Source organism: Rhizorhabdus argentea (assembly GCF_037861105.1).
GTDB classification, from domain to species: domain Bacteria; phylum Pseudomonadota; class Alphaproteobacteria; order Sphingomonadales; family Sphingomonadaceae; genus Rhizorhabdus; species Rhizorhabdus argentea.
Map to the genome: position 1 here is coordinate 42,539 of NZ_JBANFK010000019.1, position 22,327 is coordinate 64,865.

The 22,327-nt window shown below is 59.5% G+C and carries 15 protein-coding genes and 1 pseudogene; 5 read left to right on the top strand and 11 right to left on the bottom strand.

Annotated features, from left to right (window positions below; all coding sequences use genetic code 11):
* Positions 1-36: 36 nt before the first annotated feature.
* From AAC645_RS15730 to AAC645_RS15740, 3 genes are read right to left on the bottom strand one after another with little or no spacing between them, the layout of a single operon-like run.
* Positions 37-1,467, bottom strand: a complete 1,431-nt coding sequence (locus AAC645_RS15730) for a GH1 family beta-glucosidase (protein ID WP_340317385.1) — start codon at positions 1,465-1,467, stop codon at positions 37-39.
* The gene (locus tag AAC645_RS15735) at positions 1,464-3,488 is read right to left on the bottom strand and encodes a glycoside hydrolase family 17 protein (RefSeq protein ID WP_340317386.1); all 2,025 of its coding nucleotides are present in this window, start codon (positions 3,486-3,488) and stop codon (positions 1,464-1,466) included. The genes AAC645_RS15730 and AAC645_RS15735 overlap by 4 nt, the downstream gene beginning before the upstream one ends.
* Complete coding sequence (locus AAC645_RS15740) at positions 3,485-6,100, bottom strand: glycosyltransferase (RefSeq protein ID WP_340317387.1); 2,616 nt, start codon at positions 6,098-6,100, stop codon at positions 3,485-3,487. The genes AAC645_RS15735 and AAC645_RS15740 overlap by 4 nt, the downstream gene beginning before the upstream one ends.
* 463 nt (positions 6,101-6,563) lie before the next feature.
* Here AAC645_RS15740 and AAC645_RS15745 point away from each other — a divergent pair, with 463 nt between their 5' ends.
* Positions 6,564-7,436: a LysR family transcriptional regulator gene (locus AAC645_RS15745; protein WP_340317388.1), complete on the top strand. Its 873-nt coding sequence runs from the start codon at positions 6,564-6,566 to the stop codon at positions 7,434-7,436.
* Positions 7,437-8,179: 743 nt separating this feature from the next.
* On the opposite strand, the gene AAC645_RS15750 is transcribed toward AAC645_RS15745, so the two are convergent.
* Positions 8,180-8,413: a hypothetical protein gene (locus AAC645_RS15750; RefSeq protein ID WP_340317390.1), complete on the bottom strand. Its 234-nt coding sequence runs from the start codon at positions 8,411-8,413 to the stop codon at positions 8,180-8,182.
* Between the two features lie 487 nt (positions 8,414-8,900).
* Between AAC645_RS15750 and AAC645_RS20490 the strand changes: the two genes are divergently transcribed.
* The 4 genes from AAC645_RS20490 to AAC645_RS15765 all read left to right on the top strand — a co-directional run bounded on the left by AAC645_RS20490 (position 8,901) and on the right by AAC645_RS15765 (position 13,068).
* Positions 8,901-9,254, top strand: coding sequence for an SDR family NAD(P)-dependent oxidoreductase (locus tag AAC645_RS20490; protein ID WP_422785847.1), 354 nt, complete (start codon positions 8,901-8,903; stop codon positions 9,252-9,254).
* Between the two features lie 185 nt (positions 9,255-9,439).
* Complete coding sequence (locus AAC645_RS15755; RefSeq protein WP_340317392.1) at positions 9,440-10,909, top strand: phosphotransferase family protein; 1,470 nt, start codon at positions 9,440-9,442, stop codon at positions 10,907-10,909.
* 51 nt (positions 10,910-10,960) lie between these two features.
* The gene (locus tag AAC645_RS15760) at positions 10,961-12,046 is read left to right on the top strand and encodes an aminoglycoside phosphotransferase/choline kinase family protein (RefSeq protein WP_340317394.1); all 1,086 of its coding nucleotides are present in this window, start codon (positions 10,961-10,963) and stop codon (positions 12,044-12,046) included.
* The gene (locus AAC645_RS15765) at positions 12,043-13,068 is read left to right on the top strand and encodes a zinc-dependent alcohol dehydrogenase (protein ID WP_340317395.1); all 1,026 of its coding nucleotides are present in this window, start codon (positions 12,043-12,045) and stop codon (positions 13,066-13,068) included. The genes AAC645_RS15760 and AAC645_RS15765 overlap by 4 nt, the downstream gene beginning before the upstream one ends.
* 149 nt (positions 13,069-13,217) lie before the next feature.
* Here the strand turns inward: AAC645_RS15765 and AAC645_RS15770 are convergent, their stop codons facing one another.
* The 7 genes and pseudogenes from AAC645_RS15770 to AAC645_RS15810 form a co-directional block, all read right to left on the bottom strand.
* Entirely contained in the window at positions 13,218-13,469 is a 252-nt protein-coding gene (locus AAC645_RS15770; RefSeq protein WP_340317397.1) for a hypothetical protein, read from the bottom strand.
* A gap of 276 nt (positions 13,470-13,745) precedes the next feature.
* A pseudogene (locus AAC645_RS20495) lies at positions 13,746-15,616 on the bottom strand (DUF3604 domain-containing protein).
* A 133-nt stretch (positions 15,617-15,749) separates the two neighbouring features.
* Positions 15,750-16,745 carry an NADP-dependent oxidoreductase gene (locus AAC645_RS15790; protein ID WP_340317403.1) on the bottom strand — a complete coding sequence of 332 codons (996 nt, stop codon included), beginning with the start codon at positions 16,743-16,745 and terminating at the stop codon, positions 15,750-15,752.
* A 38-nt stretch (positions 16,746-16,783) separates the two neighbouring features.
* On the bottom strand, positions 16,784-17,698 hold the full coding sequence (locus tag AAC645_RS15795; protein ID WP_340317405.1) for a TIGR03620 family F420-dependent LLM class oxidoreductase: 915 nt from the start codon (positions 17,696-17,698) through the stop codon (positions 16,784-16,786).
* 157 nt (positions 17,699-17,855) lie between these two features.
* Positions 17,856-18,839 carry an LLM class flavin-dependent oxidoreductase gene (locus AAC645_RS15800; protein ID WP_340317406.1) on the bottom strand — a complete coding sequence of 328 codons (984 nt, stop codon included), beginning with the start codon at positions 18,837-18,839 and terminating at the stop codon, positions 17,856-17,858.
* Positions 18,840-18,961: 122 nt separating this feature from the next.
* Positions 18,962-19,726, bottom strand: a complete 765-nt coding sequence (locus AAC645_RS15805; protein WP_340317407.1) for an SDR family NAD(P)-dependent oxidoreductase — start codon at positions 19,724-19,726, stop codon at positions 18,962-18,964.
* A 99-nt stretch (positions 19,727-19,825) separates the two neighbouring features.
* On the bottom strand, positions 19,826-22,261 hold the full coding sequence (locus AAC645_RS15810) for a TonB-dependent receptor (protein ID WP_340317408.1): 2,436 nt from the start codon (positions 22,259-22,261) through the stop codon (positions 19,826-19,828).
* Between the last annotated feature and the right edge of the window lie 66 nt (positions 22,262-22,327).

Consider the following 22,327-nt stretch of genomic DNA (forward strand, 5'->3'; position numbering starts at 1 on the left):
TGGGCCACTCGCCGAGATGGAATTTGTGGCCTCAGCTCAGACCAAGGCATTTCGGCGTATCAGTTCGCCATACCAGGCCGCGCTGAGCTTCGGACTCCGCGCCTGGGTCGCGTAGTTGGTGTAGTGAATACCGAAACGCTTGGTGTAGCCCTCGGCCCACTCGAAATTGTCAAGCAAACTCCAGAGAAAGTAACCCTTGACCGGATAGCCCTCGGCCGTCGCGCGCTGGAGATGGCGCAGGTAATTGCCTAGGAACATGAGGCGGTCGGTGTCCTCCACGCGGCCGTTCAGCGGCTTGTCGTCGGACGCCGCGCCGTTCTCGGAGATGAAGATTGCTTTTGGCTTCCACAGCTCGGTCACGAAGCGGGGGCCCCAGTACAGGCTCTCGGGCGCGATCATCAGCCAAGCGAGGATCATGCGCGGGTACGAGGCGGGGGGCGATATGACGGTGAAGCCCGCGGGCGAGTCCGGTGCAGCCGTGACATAGGCACCTGTGTAGATATTGATCCCAACGAAATCGAGCGGGCTGCCGATCACACCCATATCGCCGGCGGCAATTTTCGGTGCACCCGCGCCGGCCTCGGTGAGGTAGTGGTCGGTGTAACGTCCCTCCATCACCGCAGTCAGATAGCCAGCATTCATTTCTCGCATCGCGTTGCGCGCGGCAGCGATGTGCTCAGCAGAGCCGATCGCCGGAATGGTGACAATGGGATTTTCCGCCAGACCAACCTGGACGTCTGGACGAGCGTGCGCCCGGATCGCCTGCGCGCCGAGGCCGTGGGCGAGCAGGGCGTGGTGGCGCACCTGGTTCACCTCGGCGACCGGCAGGCGCAACCCCGGGGCGTGCAGGCCGTGCTTGTAGCCGAGGTCGACGAACGAGCTCATCTCGTTGAGTGTTATGAAGTGCTTGACGCGGTCAGAGAGCTTTTCAGCCATGAAGCCCGCATAGTCGGCGAAGGCGTAGGCCGTGTCGCGCGACTGCCAGCCGCCCGGAAGTGCCATCGGCAGATCCCAGTGGAAGAGTGTGACCCAAGGCTCAATTCCGTTGGCGAGCAGGTCGTTGACCAAGCGATCATAGTGATCGACGCCTTTTTGATTGGGACTCCCGCGGCCTTCAGGGAAGATCCTCGGCCACGCGATCGAGAACCGATAAGCTTTCGCGCCAAGCCCCTTCAGGAGCTGGGTGTCCTCCCGGTATCGGCGGTAGCTATCGCAAGCTACGTCGCCCGTGGCACCATCGGCGATGTTCCCCGGCGCATGAGAGAAGACGTCCCAGATGGACTGACCACGACCGTCTTCATTCGCGGCGCCTTCGATCTGGTAGGCGGCCGTGGCGCACCCCCACTTGAACCCGGTCGGGAACGGCGCGCCGGCAGCGGCCTTGACAGGAACTGCGCCCGTTGAACCGCCCAGCGTGGCTGCCGCGCCTAACGCCACACCAATGTCACGTCGTGTCAGTTTGATCATTGCCCTTCCTGATGCGAACCGCGGCCCAAATGAGGCCGCCACAAATTTAAGTGCCTCCAAATCCCCCCTGCACCAAAGCGCGCCACGCGACGGATCTGTTTCAAAATCGCAATTGGCTCCCTGCCCGCCGCCGGCGCATCCAAGGCGATGGCGGCAATAGCGATCGCGAATGAGCCCAAGGTCAGATTCCAGTTGGCGACAGCGAGTATTCCCAGGTGGATTGAGCCGACGGCGATTAGAACGCTTCTGCGCCAGAGTCCCCAAGAGGCCAGTAAGAGGGATAGCCACCCCAGGACCTGATAACGGCTTAGCGCGCTACGCCAGCATATCAGGCTCTCCGGGTTCATCTGGCATATCAAATCGACTTGGCGCTGCTCCATGTCCCAGAACCCGACGGCGCAAATCAGCACGGCAAAGGAGGCTAGAATTCCCAGCATTCTCCAATATTCGGCTTGGCGCCGGCTAAGGAAACTGTACGCAAGATATGGCAGCGCGATCAGAATAACGCCGGCAAACCACATGTTGATCTGCACATTCCCATAGCCGTGGATCATCGCAGTCTTTGTAGCTGCCAAGACGTTGAGAAGAGCGATGATCCAGGAACCAAAATTCTGGCCCACTGTGCGGAATTGATCCCGGGAAATAGCGAGCGGCGACAGTGCGATCGGCACCACGAAGGCCCAGATCGCGACGTCGTGACAAATCGGGTCGCAGGCAAGGCGCAAATTCTCCACAAACATTGAGAAAAGAGCAACCTTCATGCACGCTTGTGCGTCGCGCGTAAGACGACCTTTATTCCGCGCTGTGGCTAATCCTAAGCTGAAAATCGATGCGATCACAACTTGAAAGACTGCCGCAAGCCCTGTGACAAATGCGCCAGTCAGATCATATATCTGGCGCCACAATAATACCGAAGCCATGCTGGCCATAGCGATCAGAACGCACAGCATGACGATCGCGTTCGGCCTAAGCGAGACTAGCTGGATTCCATATCGCCGCGCCACGAGAAATGCGGTGCCGATGCCAGCGACCATGATCCCAAGGCTGGCCCAAGCGTGAGTGCGCCACAAAGGATCCTCACGCACCTGCCCGTCCAGGCCGACCTTCAATTGACGGTGAACATCGAAGATTCCCCATGTACTTCCGGCTACCCCTTCATCTCTGGCCTTCCATGGCTGATCGAAGGCTTCGACGACATTGAAGATGATGTGGCGCTCGCGCGCCAAACGGGCGAACTCCGTCAGGAAGTCGGTCTGGAAGGCTCGGCCGGGCACGCTCTGAAACTTGGAGGTGCCAAAGGTCGGCCAGCCCACTTCGCCCACGATCACTCGGCGTTCAGGGTATAATTCCTGTATCTGGTTTAAATATGTCGCCACACCGCGCGCAGTCCTTTTTGCTGTCCCGGTCTCGAATCTGCTGTCCCAATAGGGCAGCAGATGGACTATTACCTCTTCTGCGTGGTGACCCATCTGCCGATCCGTTTCCCAGACAAAAGGGACATCTGCATAGGCGACCGGCTGGGCAATTCTAGCTTTCGCCTCATCGATCAGCTTCAGTAGATTCGAGATGGAAATATCCTGCCTAGTCACGGCTTCGTTACCGACGATCACGCGCCTGACCGTCGTTGGGAACTGTCGCGCAAGCTGGATTCCACATTCCAGTTCCCGTCGCGTCGCCACCGGATCCCTGCTCACCCAGATGCCCAGCCACACCGCCATTCGCTGCCGTTCAGCGGCGCGGAGCACCGGAGCGCCGAAATCGCACGCGGAATAGATCCTGATCGATCTGGTCACGCTGGACAGAAGCGCAATGTCATGCTCGATCTGCGCAGTCCTCGGCAGGTCGCTTGGAGACTGATCCGCCCCGAAAGGAGCATAGGAGAGCGATGGATATTGGAGACCGGCGGCCGCGGTAGGCACGTTTCGCCCAACCCAGGCCCATGCACCAATCAGAAGTGCCATCATCGACACGATGCCGGCGGCCCAGACCAGACCCCGTCCGTGGAATGTCTGCGAATTCACAACAGCGCCTCTCGAACGACAAGGCTTTTCTGACGGGCGCTCCAGACCTGAGCGATTCCGACCGCAACTGCGGAAGCATAGGGCAGTGACTGGCAGGCTAGAGTAAGAGCGAATAGATCAATGTCGATCGCTCGCTGCCGGTTTGTCGCAACGAGGCTCATAGCGGCCAGGATCTGGGCGGCAGCTAGAAACGCGTCGGGGCGTAATTCCGCCAGAGAACGTTTTACATCCGTTTGAATGTCCCTCCCTTTGGCCGTCACGACAAAGGGATGTTTATGCCGGCCGAAAGCTCTTGTTACTGCCAAGCCGACCGGCATTTGTAGTGTCATCGACATGATGGCGCTCTTGAGACTTGTCGCAAGCGAAACGCCAGGACGCGACAACTGTATGAGGACGCCATGTCCAAGGCTGGAGGCGGCAAGCAGCAGAACCGCGCCGCTGATCACGGCTGGAGGCGGCAAGCCTATGCCAAAAATGGCCAGAGCCGCTGCCCAGATGACGCCGAGAACAGAGAGGATGAAGAAGATCCCGTCCCCGATCCAGTGCGCCCAACCGGCGAGAAAATGATATCGCTGCCCTATTGTCAGAGGGCTCTTCACCGAAAGGATGGCGCGCCAGTGCTTGCGCAATATGCCCATGGCACCGAAGGCCCAGCGGAAGCGCTGGCGCCGATAGGCGGGAAGATCGTCGGGCAGCAGACCGGCCCCGAAGCGGGTTGTGGTATATATGTTCCGCCACCCGGCTAGCAGCAGCCTCAAGCCCAGTTCCGTATCTTCGGTGATGCAGCTTTCGTCCCACCTGCCGACCTGCTCAAACGCAGAGCGCCGAACCAATAACATCGTTCCGTGGGAGATGATGGCGTTGTGCTCGTTGCGCTGGACCATACCTACATCGAAGAAGCTGCCATATTCCGCATTCATGCCGACATCCCACCAATGGCGACCGATCGCCCGATGGTCTTGCGGCACTTGGACCGAGGCGACGTCGGCAGCGGCGAAGGCTTTGACGGTGTGGCGCAGCCATGCGGGATCGACGACGTAATCGGCGTCTACGATGCCGATAAGGCTCGCCTGCGGAGACATGGAGTCAAGCGCTCGGTTCAGAGCACCAGCTTTGAAGCCCTCAACCTTTTCTAAGTCGACCAGGATGAACCGAGGACCGAGATGTTTACATAGATAAGCAACGCGTTTAACCAGGCTGCGATCGCTATAGTTATTAAGGATGACAAGAACTTCGTAGTTTTTCCAATCGATACGGGCGAGGCTGCTCAATGTTTGTCTCACGACATCGTACATCTCATTGCAGATCGGCACATGGATCGAGACGAAGGGTATGCCTGCCAGGCCGACTGGATAGTCTTGGCGCAGCAGCTGGACAGGAGCTGCGCCCAGCAGGCGCTGGCTCGCCTCACGGACTCGGTCCGCGACAAGGAGAACAAGGATGCCGAGCAGCGGGAGAAACAAGAGCGTCGACAGCAACTGGGGCAGGCCCAGATAATAGTCGAACAGCGAGAGGAACATTGTCGCAGCGCCGTAGCCGATGGCTTGTGACAAAGGGCCCGAGACAATCGCCTGAAGCAGCGTTGGCCGATCAACGTTAAAGATAAACATAACCGTTACCAAACCTGTTAGGATTCCCAGTACGAGCTTGATTTCTCGATATGGGTCAACAGGAGCTGCGCCATTCCAGAGAAACTTTGGAAGATTATCTCCATACAAAATGCCCCAGTTTTGGCCGACCCCACCTTCGTTGCTCTTCCATGGCTGATCTTTTGCCTCCACGATGTTGTAATCTATATGTCGTTTAGCGGCTATATCCGCGAAGCTCCGCAGAAGTCTTGCTTCGGTCTGCAGCCCGGGAACAGCCCCGCGATAGTTCAATCCTCGCGATGGCCACCCGAATTCGCCGATCGTGATGCTCTTATGTGGAAAGCGCCTGGATAGCGCCGCATAGTGATCGAAAGCAGCGGCTATGGCTGCATCCGCCGGCACCCCTTCCCAATATGGGAGTATATGGGCGCTGATCACGTCGGCGGCGCTTGCGAGTTCCGGATTGTTCATCCAGTTGTCCCAGGTCTCGCCGGTCGTCACCGGCTTTCCCGATCTTTGACGCACCTCCCTCATCAGGGCGGCAAGTTCGCTGGGTCGGACCTCATTGCGCACGAGCGTTTCGTTGCCGACATATATGAGGCGGACGTTTGGCGCGGCTCGCGCGACGGCGATCGCACGCTCGACCTCGCGCCTAGTCTGCTCTGGCATCCCCTTGTGCACGTCGATGCCAAGATCGACCTGCAGCCCATATCGCGCCGCAATGCGCGGTATGTCGGCCAACTCACCGCCGACGCCATATGTCCTTACTCGATGGCTAAAACGAGCAACCTCGCGAAGATCATCATCAATCTCCTTCAGAATTGTCGGATTTTGTGCCGCGCTTGAATCAAAGCTGTCAAATGCGGAGGACGACGGATTGTAGCTGACCGAAGCCAGGCGCGATTTGACCGTCGGCGCCAGCGGCGCGATCACCTCGACGTTCAGCCGTATCCAGACGTGGAGCATTACAGCTGCCACGACCGATAGAGTCATTGCGAGGTACGGAATGAGATTTTTGCTCACGAAAAAGCTCCGGTTTCTTGGCCAGCGCGAAAGCGCTTTGCATAGTCGAGCGAGGCGCTGACCAGGTGGCCGCAGCGCCGTGTCGACAAGGGGAGGTCGGTCGGCCGCGCAAGCGCTCCGCCGTCCCGATCGCTAGTGCGATCATGGTCCACGTCAGGCAGGTACTTGAGAGGGTGATGGGCTGACCAATGTGAGTCGGCAGGGCCCACCTCCGCCCACCCGAACTCCTATTCGGGTCGTGAAGTCCCCCGACTGTTGATCGTTGCGATCACTATCTCGGGCGGCTTGGCGTAGTAGCGTCTCGAGCTGCGGCGTTTTGAGAAGATGGGTAATAGGAAGCCGAACTCGATGATTAACTTATACGGGGAATAAGGATCGACGGTGAGGAATTTTTTTCCTAGTCTCGGTTCCGCCCAGGCAACAATCAGGAGCGTCGATGCGAGACCGACTGGACGGGGTTGCAGTGTTTGTCGCGACAGTAGGGGCAGGAAGCTTTGCCAAATCGGCTCAGCGTCTGGCCCTGACCCGCTCGGCCATCGGAAAGGCCATAGCGCGTCTTGAAGCACGCCTTGGCGCGCCCTTGTTCCGTCGCACGACGCGCAGCCTGACTCTCACGCCGGACGGTCAATTATACTACGAGCGTTGCGTTCGCGCTCTGGAGGAGTTGCGCCAGGGCGAGGCAATGCTGGCATCGGGACGGCTTGAGGTCAGCGGCAAGCTCAAGGTTGCCATGCCCGTCCTGTTCGGAAGCCACTGCGTCGCGCCCATCTTGTTAGAGTTGGCGCATGATAATCCTGGGCTGCATCTTGATCTCCGCTTCAGCGATTCGATGGTTGATCTGGTTGCCGATGGTTACGATCTCGCTGTGCGCATTGGCGTTCCCGGCGATCAGCCAGGGCTGATGACGAAACGGGTGGCGGGTCTCATGAAGACGGTTTGCGCTGCGCCGTCCTATGTATCTTTGCGCGGAGAACCTAGCGCGGTTGTCGACCTTGCCGATCACGAAGTCCTAATCCTTCGTTTGCACGATAGGCCTTACTTTTGGGATCTTCACGATGCCTATGGGCCCATACCGGACCTGCCCTTGGCCGGGCGGTTACAGTTCGACAATCATACCAGCATGGTCGACGCAGCCCTGCGCGGGATGGGGATCGCCCAACTGCCGGAATGGCTCGTCCGTCCGCATGTGGAGGCGGGCCGGCTTTTGCCGCTCCTCGAATCGTTTTCGGCACCGCCAACGGATACATATGTGGTTTGGCCAGCAGTCCAGTTCGAGCCCCTGCGACTGCGAGCGGCGATCGATGCCCTGGCCGCCAAACTAGTGTCGCGAATCTGATTTCGCTATAGCTTGGAGTCAATTTGGCGCACGATTGTCCCTGCGGGAGGAATATACCCGTAAGGAGCACCATTTCTTTGTAGAAATCGGCTGAAATAGCTCTGTACTCTTGGAAATGACTATTACGCGACCAACAAACACATCGCGTGTCTGCCGACGTTTTGACCAGGGGCCTCAGGGGAGGTTTTCGGTTATGACGAGATCACCCGCCAGTAACTTCGATCGCTACCGCTTGCCTATCATGCACACCGAAATTGCACCTGATTACCTCAGCGACCTGCCCTGTTTCGGCCTGAAAACAGCCTGTTCTGTAGCCTGCTCCGCGTCCGGGTAGTTGTGGAATTTAGGCGCGGTTACGGATACTTACGACGATGGCAAGTCGCCGCCATCATGCCGGATATCGCGTGGAACCTGTAAAATGGCCTGAAACAGGCTGACGAAGGTTGAGACCAATCCGCTCCAGACTGCCTCGCAAGCCATTTTTTTCACTGCGTAGCGGCCGTTCCGAAACGGTCCTGGAAGAGCTGAATTCTCCCCTATTTCCCGTGGGTTTACACCGCCCGGCTGTGCGCGCAGAGGACAGAGACGCTTTGGCCAAGGGCCGTAGCGGCAAAGGGCCCGAAGTCTCCGCCCCCCACTTTCCTGACACTGGGATTGCGCCGGGCAGGCTTCGATGCGCCACCAACAAAAATGGGCGGCGCCGCGACGCCGCCCTTGGCTCTTGGCTGTACAGCTGCTGGAGGTCAGCCAAATCCGAGCATATGCTTTTGCTGCGCCCAGTCCATCGGAAGATCGGACGTCGGCAGCAGCTGGCGGACCAACAGGCCTGCGGGCTGCGATCCTTCGGAGATGGCGGTGGTGATCTCGGGGGCGAGGAAGGCGAGGCGCGCCAGGCGCGCCAGGCGCGCGATGTGGTTGCGTGCCTGGTATTCCATCTGCGGCGCAATGGCCGGCGGCTTACCATTGAGGCCCAGCATCCGCTTTGCCTGATGCGCCTTCCAACGGTCCGGTGTCATGAGGTCGCAGTGGTGGCAGATCCGGCTTCACGCAAGGAGTTGGTTGAAGCCCCCGCCCCCCAAGCTCACGCAATTCCTGCAATGTCGCACGATCCGGACCGCCCGGAATTGGCGGCGCAAATCCAATAGCCGTCGTCTATTCAGCCCGTGACACGGCGACCGCTTCGCGCCCTACGCGTGCGGGCGGAAGCGAGATCCCGGGCCTTTACGCGGCAGGGCTGTCGGCGGTCGGGCTCATTCCAACGGCTATATAAGCGGGATATCGCTGTCCGACGGCATATTCTCGGGTCGCCGCGCCGGCAGAAATGCCGCCGCTGTGCCGGGCGCGTCGGCCCTGCAGGCCATTTGGAGAGCCACACCGACGAGGATAAGGAATTATCCGTAAGCGACTGGGACAGGCTGTGCATGAAATAGAGATCCAGGCGATGCGACAGTCGGCGGTGGTGCAATAGTGAACACATCGTCGGCTAATGGACGGCTCGGCAGCCCATATTGCTCCGAGTATGTCGCTTCGAAGCATGGCGTGCTGGGCCTCACTCGCGGCGCTGCATACGAAGCTGGCACCGCGGGGGTTCGCGTAAACGCTGTCTTGCCGGGTGTGATCGGCACCCCCATGGTCGGCGAGTTCACAACCAATCCGGACCCTAAGCCGCTTTACGACGTAGCACTGGTACGGCACTCCATCGGTCGCGTGGGTGAACTGGAAGATGTTGGATATGTGGTGAAGTGGCTGCTTTCAGACGAGTCTGGTTCGTCAATGGCGCGGGTATCTCGGTGGATGGGCGGTACATGGCGGGGGTGACCTGCGATAGCATAGTGCACGGAGACTTTTGCGAAGCCGATTCCTCTACGCTACTAGCAAGCGATGAACTGGAGTAATTCTGTGAAAGGACATTCAACAGATTTCAACGGAGACCCGGTTGCCTTTTCCCAGCGAATTGGTCGCCGCCCGGGTGATCGGCGCTGATGCAGGTTCCAGCCCGACGTTTGACCAAATCGCTCCGGGAGTACCTTGTCCGCCAGCTCGCCGGCAATGTCGGTTACGGTTCCAACGAAGAAGCGGCGCTGGCTGCTGCGCGCCTGCTGGAGGACTGGAGCGAAGAGAGCGGCGAGCGCGATCGCGCCTGCTATGACGAGTTGGAGGGGCTGCTCGTAGATGTTGCCCAAAGCCTCAATATCGAACTTGCACCCGAAATCGCGAAGATTGGAGATGATCTTGTCCGGTCCATCCGCAATCTCGATTTTGACCGGCGGCGGGATCTGGTGGAGCAAGGCGAATGCGCGCTCCTGACCCGTCTTTCGGAGTTTTCGAGCGCGCTGTCAGCGGAACCCAGTCTTGATCCCGCCGGGCGCCAGGGCGCGGCGCTCGCCATTGCTGCTTGGGACTGCCGCAGGATTGGGACTCGGGCGGGGCGCGACAGCCGAGTAAGCGCAAACGAGGACCGTTCGATCACAGCGCCAAAGCTGGAGATCTACCTTCGCAATCACTTCTCCGATCCGGACCTGACCCTGCGCGACTTCGCCTCCATTGCGGGCGGATTCGGTAAGGAGACGATCATCTTTGCTGCGTCAGGGCGCGAGTTGACCGGCGAGTTCGTGCTGCGGCGCGATCGTTCCAGCCCGATCCTCGACAATGATTGCCACCGGGTCAGCCAGGAATTTCCGGTCCTTTGCGCCGTTGCCTCGCGCGGATTTCCCGCGCCGGATGCGCTGTGGGTGGATATCGAGCATCGCCTGCTTCCGGGCGGCGACTTCCTGGTGATGCGCCGCTCCCCGGGCGCGACCTGCGGCGATATCTTTGGCGGGCCCAATGCGCTGTCAGCCGCGATCCAGCAGAACTGGGCCGAGGCCGTGGCGGACCTTCATACGCTGCCCCAGCTCAAGGAATTGGGCGACCTGACCAATTCCATCCGCACCGAGCTATGGGATATGCCGCTGCAGGAGGTGTCGCGCTGTTATATCCGCGACTATTACGATCATTACCTCGCCAACAGCCCAGCTCCCCTGCCCTCACTGGCCGCGCTCTATGCCTGGCTGCTGCCGAATGTCCCCGATGCCGGCATGGGCCGGCCGGCGCTGGTCCACGGCGATCTCGGATTGCAGAACCTGCTGCTCGATGGCGATCGTCTCAGCGCCGTGCTGGACTGGGAAATGGCGCATATCGGCGATCCACTGGAGGATCTGGCCTATATCCGCAATACGGCCTCCAACAACATCGACTGGGACTATTTCCTCAAAATCTACGAGGAGAGGACCGGGCGGACCGTCGCGCCCGCGCATCTCCATTTCTACAGAGTCTGGGGCCACGTCCGCAATGCGACGGCGGCCGCGATCGGTTCGGACCGCTACAGCAACGGCGCGCTCGAAGACTTCAACATCGCACCGATGGGCTTCTTTTACGTGCCACGGTTTCTCGACGAGGCGATCCGTCTGATCGAGGCGGGCCCCACTTCATGAGTTCAAATAAAAAATCCATAAATAAAATCCATAAAACAGGAGAACTTCCCAATGTCCATGGACATTCCCCGTATGCTCGAGGACGTCAACAAGGAATGGCTAAACGAAGCTTTGACCACGCGGTTTCCGGGGATGAAGATCGCCTCCGCCAAAGTCACTGATTTCCTCGGGCACAAGCAGAACAAGACCCGCGTGCACCTGGAATATGAAGGCAATGCATCGCCTGACTATCCAAAGACCGTGTTTGTCAAAGGTAGTTTCCGCGATGGCCCGATCGGGGACGAGATATTGGGAATGGATACAGGAAATGCCCTCGAAATCCCGATGTATGATGAGGTTCTTCCTGACCTCGATGTGAAAAGGCCCGATTGTTTCTACGTTCACTGGGATCCGAACGCCTGGGAGGGCGTTCTCATCCTGGAGGACCTTGAGTCAAAGGGCGTCACCTTCCTCAAGGACAGGCATTACCTTGATTATGGCCAGGCGGCAGCCTTCATTGACAGCATGGCGCGCTTTCACGGGCAGTGGCTCTCCAGCCCCGAGTTCACAGAAGGTGGGCGCTTCGGTCCATCATCGCCGATTGCCGATCGCTCGGTGATGGTAAACCGTGAATATCTCGATCACCTCGTCAAGCCGCATCGCTGGGACGAGTCGATCGCGTACCCACGGGGCGCAGCCCTACCGCTCCGCCTCCGCAACGCCGACCGCATGTCTGTTGCCTACGAGCAATACAAATCCATCACCTCGAGCGTCTCGCGTACCATAATTCACGGTGACTCCCATCTGGGCAATTTGCACATGTATCCGGATGGAACGGCAGGCTGGCACGACTGGTGCTCGCGCATCGAGCCCTGGGTCAATGAGTTCGCCCTGTTCGTCGTCGTGAACCTTGACAGTCTTCATCGGCGCGAATGGGAAAAGCCCTTGCTGGCGCGCTATCTGAAGGTGCTGGGCCAGCGCGCCGAGGCGCCGAGTTTCGAAGAAGCCTGGTTCTTCTATCGGTGCGCCGCCATCTTCCCGTTCCTGATCTGGCTGGGCAACGGCCTGTGGCAGCCCGAGGAGATCAACACGCAGAATACCGTGCGGGCAGCCAATGCAATGCTCGATCACGACACGTTCGGATTGCTCGGGCTATGAAGGCCGCAGTCTTTCGCGAGGTCGGGAAACCGCTCTCTTTAGAGGATATTCCGATCCCCAAGCCGGGGGCCCATCAGGTGCTGATCGAAGTCGGCCGCTGCGGCTTCTGCGCGACCGACGTGGCGATGACATCCGGCGTGGGGATGAACTTCCCCCTCGGCGCTGCCGTCGGTCATGAATATTGCGGTAAGGTGGTGGAACTCGGGCCGGACGTCACCCGGCTGCGGGTGGGCGATATCGTCGCCGCCATGCCCGAGGGGGGCTGCGGCGTATGCCCGGCCTGCCTCGCAGGTCGCCCGATTGACTGCGCCGAAGGCTTCACCATGATGCTGGGAGGTTTCGGTGAATATACTCTGGCGGACGAGCGCTTCTCGGTGCGCCTGCCCGCGGGATTGTCGCTGACCGACGGGGCGCTGGTGGAACCGATGGCGTCGGCGCGCCGCGGGACGCAGATGGCCCCCATCGACAAGGACAGCCGTATACTGGTCCTGGGCGCGGGGGCGATGGGCGGCGGCGCAGCTTACTGGAGCCGGCTTCGCGGTGCGCGCAAGATCGCGGTAAGCGCTCGCTCCGCCTGGCGTTCGACGCTGATGAAGGACATGGGATCGAGCGATTACCTGCTAAGTAATATGCTAGGCGAAAAGCTCACCGCAGCCTTAGGTGGTGCGCCCGATATAGTATTCGAATGCACCGGCGCGCCCGGAATGTTGGCTGCGGCAATAGACGCCGTCGCGGTTGGCGGCACGGTGGTTTGCATCGGTATCTGCACCTCTCCCGACAGCCTCTACCTGCCGCAGGCTTCATACAAGGAGGTCTCGATCCGCTTCACCTCCGCCTATTCGCTGACCGATTTCCAGGCCACCGTCGATGCGTTCGACGGTGGCGCGGTGGAGCCTCGCGCGCTGGTGAACCACGTGATCGGGCTGGACGACGTGCCGCAGCATCTCGAAAACATGCGCCAGGGCATCCATAGCGGCCACAAGGTCCATGTGGATCCTACGATCAGGAGCAGCGATGGCTAACTCCCCAACCAAATTGGGGCCCATTCCAGAGATAGCTTGATCTCAATCCGTGATGTGGCGCTCGACCTTCCCCATGCGGGTCGCCCGGCACCGGTTGTTGCAATGGTCGTAGCCGAGCAGGTGCTATCTGCAATCTGCCTTGAGTTTGATCAACGCACCTGACGATAGTATCTGCACTGAATATTCCAATTATCGAACATCTCGTCAACCGAGCATCCGCCTTCAATCCATTCCCTTACGGCATTGTTGGGATGTTCGTTTCGCAATATCGAAATAAGGCTGAGCTTCCATCGCGTTATGCGCTGGTCGTGCTCGGCGAAGGCGGCTCCCAATCCCTGCAGGAGCAAAATTATTCCCTGCTCGGGGGTCAGGGAAAAGGCGCAAGAAAGGTCGTTATTCAAAGCATCCATCCTGGCGGTCCGCATGAATACGTGGAAAACCTCAGTTCTCCCGCAAATCGGCACTTTGCACGGATTTTATGGGAACGTTGGAGCTGGAACCTAGTGATCCTGCTTGCAGGACGCTGTCCCAATCCTTGAGAACTCGAACAATTCGTTCGAAGGCGCACGCACAGGGCGCACCCATTTTTCAAAGACTTAGCTAAAAAAATCTGCAAGTTCGGCGTCACCATCCAGGATTGTACCAGATCGGCGAACTGAAGGCGCGATCCTGCACTGTCATCGGGATGTGGCAGGCATATGGATACGGTAGAACTTAGCGTCATAGGCGGTCCAGCGCGGCGTCGGGATTTCCAGAACGCGCACATAATAGAAGGCGCGCTGGTCCGGGTCGAAAGCCGGATCCGTCCAGACGGTGGCGAGTTCGGGATCACCGATGCTGTTGGTGTAGGTCGCATTGGCCACATCGACCGTGCTGCCTACCGGCGGCGCCTTGCGGGTCCTCGGATTCACCTTGCGGCCATCGGACAAAGCGACGTCATATATTTTCTCGTGCGCCTGGCCCTGTGCGTCGAGCCAACCCTTGATGACCTGGATCCGGTCGAGATTGGCTTCGTCGGGGTCCTTGCTGGCCGCAATCATGAAGCTCGGGGCCTTGGCCCCGGCATGGCGCACCAAATCGCGGCCCATCGGGACACCCTTCTCATAACCGATATGAGCGTAATCTGGTCGCAAGACGTCGGATTTCGCGAAGTTCCATCCGCCAAAGACACGTAGCTGTATCCGCGAACCAGTGGTGGCATAAACTTCCCGCCTTTTAATGCGTCGAAAATCGCCTCACGCGTATTCTCCTTCCCATACTGCCGTAAGGCCCGAGGCCGCCAGCCGCCAATTTTCCCGGATATTCTTCACCGGCGCCATGGCATGACTGTATCGTTCAGGTGAAGGTTCGGAATTGCGAAACTGTCCGATGAAATTGTCCTCGCTTGTCGTGGTGAGCCCATTATGCTGATCGGTGCCGCCGACCAGCCCGAACTTGAATGGGTTCACCCCCAATTTCCGCTCATATTGTAGCCCGCTTTCAAGGCGAGGCGTGCATATTCATAGGGCAGCATCCAGGGCTGCTTCGCAGTCGCAGTGAAATTGCCGAGATCCCAGATTTCGAAATCGGCGAATTCGTCGGTGGGGGACAGGGTCGGATGAGCCTCGCTTGTACCCTTGATCTGGGCGACTTCGACGACCGGCTCCCACCGCGCGCGTTCGCGTGCATAGGCAGCCGTGAGTGGCTGGCCGCCAAAGGTTTCGGGTGCGAACATGCGTCCGTTACTGATGTTCCCGTTATGGGGGATCGCCAACGCTTGACCGCCGGTTTTGACCTCATATGCTCTCAGGAACGCCCAGAGCTTTTCGGCATCTGTGCCGTCGAGAGCGGAGAAAGGCACGATTTGCGTAGCCTTGGCCGCGCCGTCGCGAAAGATCACGTTGCGATGCAGATTGTCGCCAGATGGCGTGGACGACCATTCATATCCGATAAACGCCGTGAAGTGACCCGGATTATTGAAACGGTCTGCGGTCTTTGCGACATCCTGCCATATTGACTGCGTTAGCTCGGCAGGCACCCTAACCACTGAATGGAACTGCGAATAAATACTCAATAATTTCTTAGCGTCGCCGGAATGCAGGAATTCGCTCCATTGCCGACCCGGTTGCCAATCGATCGTCGCGCTATCGGCTTTGGCCAGTCTGGGAAGTACACCGAGAAACTCAGCATGATCGGACACAACGAGGAAGTCGAGGGGGTGACGAAGTTTGGCGGGCATACCGCTTGCGGAGACGATTTCCTGACCCATTGCAAATCGGAACGCCTCATCCGGCGTGGTGGTAGCCCCACCCAGAGCGATGGCATCCATGGAATTGTTCGTGTGGAGGTGCGTATTGCCCCAGTAAAGGTTCATATCCTCGTTAGCGAAACGCACGGGTGGTGAATAAGGCCGTGTAGCGGGGTCTGACGAGAGGGCAGCCGTTCCGCCGGCTTCCTCTCCCCCGCGCTCCGCTGTCAGAGCCTTTCCGCCGGCAAGCAGCAGTCCAGCCGAAATGGCCGCACCGAGGGCCCATGCGGTGCACTTTCCGACCGATCTGCGGTTCGCCATGGGATTCTCTCCGATCCTAAAGCTGGCCCTCAGGCGCGCATTTCAACAGGGGCCTCGCTGCTATGCGAATAAGCGCGTAACGCCTTCTACAAGTCAGAACATTCACAGAACAGCCTTTTAGCGCCGCCGAAGGTTATTCGCTTGCCATCTTCAACACGAGTTTGCCGCGGTTATGTCCACCCTTCAGCCGCTCTATCGCGGACTGGAGATCGGCGAGCTCCACGACCTCGACCGGAGGAATGCGAATGCCACGGCCTTCCAGAATCTCTACCAATGGCACTTTTCCAATCCGTTCCGGCCAATGGGCGAAACAGCGCACGTGCCGAAACCCGCGCGCTTGGGACGCACGCATCTGCTCGTCCAGATTGCTCTGGTCGAGCCCGGTCGATATGCTGACCAGTGTTCCGCCTGGCTTCAATGCGTCGAGCGCGTCGGGCAGAGTATTTTGTCGTACGGCATCGAACACGATATCGAGCCCCTCCGGAGCCCATTCACGCGTTTGGGCCACGATGCCTTTCTCTGGATCGGTGTAATCGATGGCGCAGTCGGCCCCCATCTCGATCATATAGTCCCGATTGGCTGTCCTGCCGCTTGCGGCCACCGAAAGCCCGCCGAATTTCGCGAGCTGGATGGCGAAGCTCCCGACGCCGCCAGAGCCACCGTGCACCAATATCTTCTGGCCCGGCTTCGCGTTGCCCAGATCATCCGCGAACAGCGCGATATAGGAGGTCAGGAAGCAAATCGGTGTCGCCCCGGCTTCGGCCAGCGACATTCCGCCTGGAACGCGACGGGCCAGATGGGCAGGGACAGCGACATATTCTGCAAAAGTCCCCGCCTCCCCGGTTGTGTGAGTCCGCGCGAACATGACGCGGTCTCCTTCACAGAAGTTCGCGACATTACGTCCTACGCTCGCAACCACGCCTGCGGCCTCGAAGCCCATGATATTGAGATTGCCGGCAGGGATGGCCTTCGTCATTCCTTGTGAATACTGCCAGTCGGCCGCATTCATTCCGGCATAAGCGACCTTAACGAGTACTTCATCCTCCGATGGACGCGGCTGGTCTATTTCGGAGATCCGGGGTGACTCGGAGATATTGACGAAATCCGCGGTAACTGCACGCACAGGCATTACTCCCCAGTTAATTTACGCCATCTGGCCGATGGAGCCTATGCGGCGGGCGCGAGCAGCTCGAGGAGGCGCATATCGGTGCCGCCGTCCGGCGCCACCGCCTTTATGCAGACCTGGCTGGCGCCTGCGCTGAGATGCTCGTCGATGCGCTTGCGCAGCGCAGCCTCATCTCCCCAGCCGACGAGCGAGTCGATGAAGTAATCGGAGCCGCCATTGGCGAGATCTTCGTCGCTGAATCCGAGCGCCTTCCAGGAGTTCTGATAGTTCGGCTTCGAAAGATAATATTCGACCTCGCCACGAGCGATCGCCCGTGCCTTCGCAGGATCGCTTTCGAGGACAAGCGGCTGTTCCACGCAGAGCAGCTTGTCGGGCCCCAGGATCCCGCGAGCTTGTGCGGTATGTTCGGTCGTGACGAGGTAGCTATGCGTGCCTTGCGCCCGCTCGCCCGACAGCCCGATCATCTTCTCCCGCAGACCGGCCAGGACGATCGTGGTCGACTTGGCGGGAGCGGCAGCCATGTAAGGTGCCTGAGCGATGGCATCGAGGTAGGCACGCATCGTCGGGACCGGCTTTCCATATTCATGCCCCCGCCGGTCTTCCACGGTCTCGCGATGCGAAACGCCCAGGCCCAGGATGAAGCGCCCGCCCGATTGCTCGTTAAGCGCATCGGCCGCGCCTCGCATGGCGATCGGATCGCGCGTATAGATGCTGACGATTCCGGTCGCCACGTGCAGCCTGGTCGTGTTGGCGAGCAGCCAGGACGAGGTGATCAGCGGATCCCGCCCGAAGCCGCCCGGCATCCAGATCGCGTCGTAGCCGAGTTCCTCGACGCGGCGGGCGAAACGGGCGAGGCGTTCGGCCGTAGCCGGCCCCAATTCACCAGACTTCTCGTCCTCGAAAAAGCTGATCGGTCCATCGATACTGGTCCAGACCGCAAGTTTGCCGAGCTTCATCCATATTCTCCTGTAAGACAGCGCGAGGACCTGATCGCTTCGCAAAACTCTGATGGTCAAAGACGAGTAGACCAGCCGGGAAAGGAAAAGGGCCCTTCACGAGCAGGCCCGGTCCGCCGTCCCCCGATCGCGAGGGCCAGCAAGAATGGGCGGCGTTTCAGGTGAACGCCGGCAATACCTCGTCCGCGAACAGCTGCGCATAGGGTATGAAGCGCTCGGCGGAAATGCCCGGGGGCATGATCATCGACACATGCTCCAGCGGCATGCGTTGCTGCATCGCCTTGTACCTGGCGATTGCGGCCTCCGGCGTCATCACCTGCATCTTGCCGGACGTCTTGAACTCTTCAAGGCTCATCGCTTCCATGCCTTCGCCGCCCAAATCGGCGTAGATTTTCAAGACGTGGTAATAATATGGCGCCATTTCTTCCATCGCCCGTTCCGGGTCGCGCGCGACTACGGCGAAGAGATCGCCGATCCGCACCTTGCCCTGGCTGACATCCTTGCCGCTCGCACGCAGTTGTTCCACATAAATGTCGGCTCCTTCGGGCGTGCCGACATAGCCGTCTCCATAGGTCAGGGCGCGTTCGATCGCCTTGGGGGCAAAGCCGCCGATGTACAGCGGGATACGGCCACGCGGGGCCGGCGGCATCATGCGGACGCCGTCCAGCTGATAATGCTGACCCGCATAATCGAGCGTTTCGCCCGCCCACAAGCGGCTGACGATCTCCAGCCACTCGTCGAACAGGCGACCGCGCTTGGTGAAGTCGACGCCCATCGCCGAATATTCCTGAGGCAGATATCCAATGCCGAGACCGAGTTCGAGCCGCCCTCTGGCGAGGATGTCGAGGACTGCACAATCGGAAGCGAAGCGCGTCGGGTGGTACAGCGGGGCGAGCGCGACCCATGTGCCGATCTTGATCGTCTTGGTGCGCGCGGCGATCGCCGCCAGCGCCACCAGCGGAGAGGGCATATAGCCGTCACTGAAGAGATGATGCTCAGGCACCCACGCGAATTCGAAACCGACCTGCTCGCTCCAGACCGCGACATCGATTGCCTCTGCGTACACCTGCTCCCAGGGTTTGTGCCACTGCGACGGATTGCGGAAGTCGTAATGGTAACCAAAGGTCACTTTGCCCGGCATCAGGTCGTCCTCATCATGTGTTGCCTCGCCGATAAATAGCGCCGTCCGCCAGCCAATTGACAAATTCTGTGCAAACCAGACGGCTGCGACAGGCGATCTCGCGCTTGATCATCTGGGATGCACTAAAGATGCATTCCGCCGCTCGCCTGAACGGTCTGCCCGGTAATCCATCCGCCCTCCGGCGAAGCGAGGAAGAGCGCGACAGCAGCGATCTCGTCCGGATGGGCTATACGGCCCATCGCGGTCATCTGTTCGATCCATGACGCCATCGCCGGATCTGCCATGATCGGCTCCATCAGTGCCGTATCCGTGGCGCCAGGCGCGATTGCATTGACGCTGATGCGTCGTGGACCAAGTTCAGCAGCGAGCGATCGGGTAAAGGCGTTCACAGCCGCCTTTGCCAGAGAATAGACTATGCCCTGAGGCGTGGCCGCGACCGAGACCATCGAGGAGATGCTGATGATCCGGCCTCCCGCGGGGATCCGCGGCAAGGCGGCCTTGGTGACGAAGAAAGAGCTCTTCATATTGGACGCCACGATCAAATCGAACAGAGCCTCGTCGACTTTCGCAATCGACGCCCCATTGCCTTTGCCGGCGTTGTTGACGAGGATGTCGAGGCCCGAATGCCCACGGTCGGTAAACCGGCTATCAAGTTCATCAAATAGCGACTCGATGGAGGCGACGCTCATCAAATCCGCTTGCAGAGTGAATGCCTCGCCGCCTGCTTGCTCGATCAGGTCTACCGTTTCGCGGGCACGATCTTCACCGCTGTTGAAATGTACGGCCACGGTGGCGCCCGCGCCTGCCAAACGCTGAGCGATAGCGCGCCCAATGCCCCCGGATGCGCCGGTTACGAGCGCTGTCTTACGTTCAAGCGAACGGGTCATCCTATTCCTCTATCTATGTTCAATCACATTCTGTGGCGCAATGTGTCGGTCGAATCCTGACTAGCAGGCTTCGACCGACACCAGTTGTCCCTCAGATGATTATTGCCCGAAGGCGACGGTGAGACGAACCATGATCTGCCGCGCCCGATTGGGAACAGCGTAAATGTCCGGACGCGCGGCACCGGCGACGGTGCCGAAGGCCCCTCCCGTGAATTGCTGCGGTTGTGTATTGGTCCAGTAGAACTTGTTGTTCAGATTTTGACCGATCAGCGCCAGCTCCCAGGCGTCCTCGGCGTCGGCAATCCGCACAGTCGCATCGAGAAGGGCGTGCTTGGGCGAGTATGCATCGCGGTTAAGGGTGGCATCGGTGGGCACGCTGCTGCCGAAGGTGACGCCGCCCGAAAGGCCGAGTTTCAGCGTCGAGCCGAGGGGGGTTTCGTAGCTTGCACTCACGTTCCCTGCCCATTCGGGCGCGTTGATGACTTGCCGCCCGGCCAAATTCTGGTTGTTACCATTCTCGCCCGGCAGGATTGGGCGGGCGTTGCCATTGCCAGTCGAGCGGAAGTTGCAACCCTGCGCCTGCGATTGCCCCAGCCAGCAGGGCCCGAAATAGCTAAGATAACGCGCTCGATCGTAGCTAATGGCCCCCCTCAAGGTCAATCCTTCGATCGGGGCGCGGTAGTTCATGTCGAAGTCGATGCCCTTGGTCCGTGCCCCGCCGGCGTTCCGAATGGTGTTTATGCCAGTGAGGGTATCGAAAGCGGTAATCTGAAGGCCGGGCACTTTATAAGTGTAGGCCGAGAGATTGATGCGCAGCGCGCCGTCGAACAACAACGCCTTCACACCGCCTTCGAACCCTTCGATCTTTTGCGGACCATAATTGAGCGGCGTGGTTGGATTCCCCACGCTGCCATTGAAACCGCCCGACAGAAAACCCCGTTTGTAGGATCCGAAAAGGGTCAGCCTCTCCGTGGGCCGGTAGGTGGCGGTGACCTCCGGCGAGAAATCGTTGAACGAAATGTTGCTCACCGCCGGTGCATAGGGGGCCATCGGATTGACGCGCGAACGAGTGAAATCCGCAAGCGTGACGGGGAGTGTCTTATTTTCGTGCGAATAGCGCCCGCCCGCCGACAACTCGAGTTGCGGGGTCACGGCGAAGCGCGCTTGGCCGAATGCCGAATAGGCCTTGCCATGCTGTTCCGTGTAAGAGTGAATCAACTCGGCTGGAGCGCTGAGGTTGAGAATGGTATGGGTGAAGATCGATGACCGCGTGTCGGAGTAGATTCCACCGAACGTGAAATTCAGCGGCCCGTCAAAGTGGCTGTTCACACGAAGTTCCTGCGAAATCTCCCGGTCCTTGAGTTCGGCGTAGACCGCAACGTCCGGCAGACCGGGGCCGATGCCGAACTGCAGGATAGGAACGACAGGATAGGCCCCGTAAACGTCGGAGTCCTTGAACGTGCTCCGGTAGAAGCCAGTCACCGAGGTCAGGTCCATCGTATCGCTGAGCTTGTAGTTCAGTTCCAGCCCGGCGAGCGTCTGCTCCTGAATGGCATAAGTCTGGCCGTTGCGAAAATGCGGCTCGTATTGCGTAAAAAGGGTACCGATATTATCGGTGCGAGCGATCCGGCTATCGGCCTTGCAGTCGCTGATCACTCCGACCAGCTGCGTTATACCATATGGGCAATTGACCATCTGACCATTAGCGTTGGTAGCCGCGCCGCTGACCTTACCATAGGAAAGCTTGAGACGCGCACTGAACGCGTCGCTCGGCGCGAACTTCAACGTGCCGCGCAGGCCAAATTCGTGACTGCGCGGACCGTAACGATCTAACGGGGGGAGGATGCTGTCCGGCGGGACGATGTTCTTGACCCAGCCGCGCATGTCCGAACCATAAAAGGCGAGACGAGCGCCAAGCGTGTCGGTGAGCGGACCGGAAATGAAGCCGTCGCCGCGCCATTCATGAGCGTTGATCTCATAGCCCAGCGATGCCTTGGCCGCGAGATGCGCCGTCGGGTCTGCAGTGCGCATCGAAATGATGCCGCCCGGGCTGTTCTTGCCAAAGAACAGCGCCTGCGGCCCCTTGAGGACCTCGACCTGCTGGAGGTCCATGACGGCCAGGCGGCGTACGCTCGACTTTGCCACCTGGACACCGTCGACGTTGAACGACACCGCCTGATCACCGAACGGGTTGGTATCGGGACCAGCCACGCCGCGCATCGCGATCGTGCCGCCCTGCCTGCTTCCGCCCGATTCCAAGAGCGTCAGGCCCGGAACTAGCTGCGCGACCGAGTCGAGGCTGTTGATCCCGCGATGCTGAAGTTCCGCGCCTGTCACCGCCGTCAGAACGACGGGAACCGCGATCGACGTCTCGTCGCGCCTGCGCGCAGTGACGATGATATCGTCGGCACCTGCGGAGCTGCCCGCATTGCTGCTAGCTTGCGCTTCCGCAACAGTTGGCGCCGCAACAGCGAGCGCGGACGTAACAAGAAGTGCAGATCTTATGGTAGATATAATCACGATAATCCTCCCCATCTGTTTTTTAATCCAATTTCTATTGGATCTCTTTCAAGGTATCTTTGACATAGTCTACAGCGAACT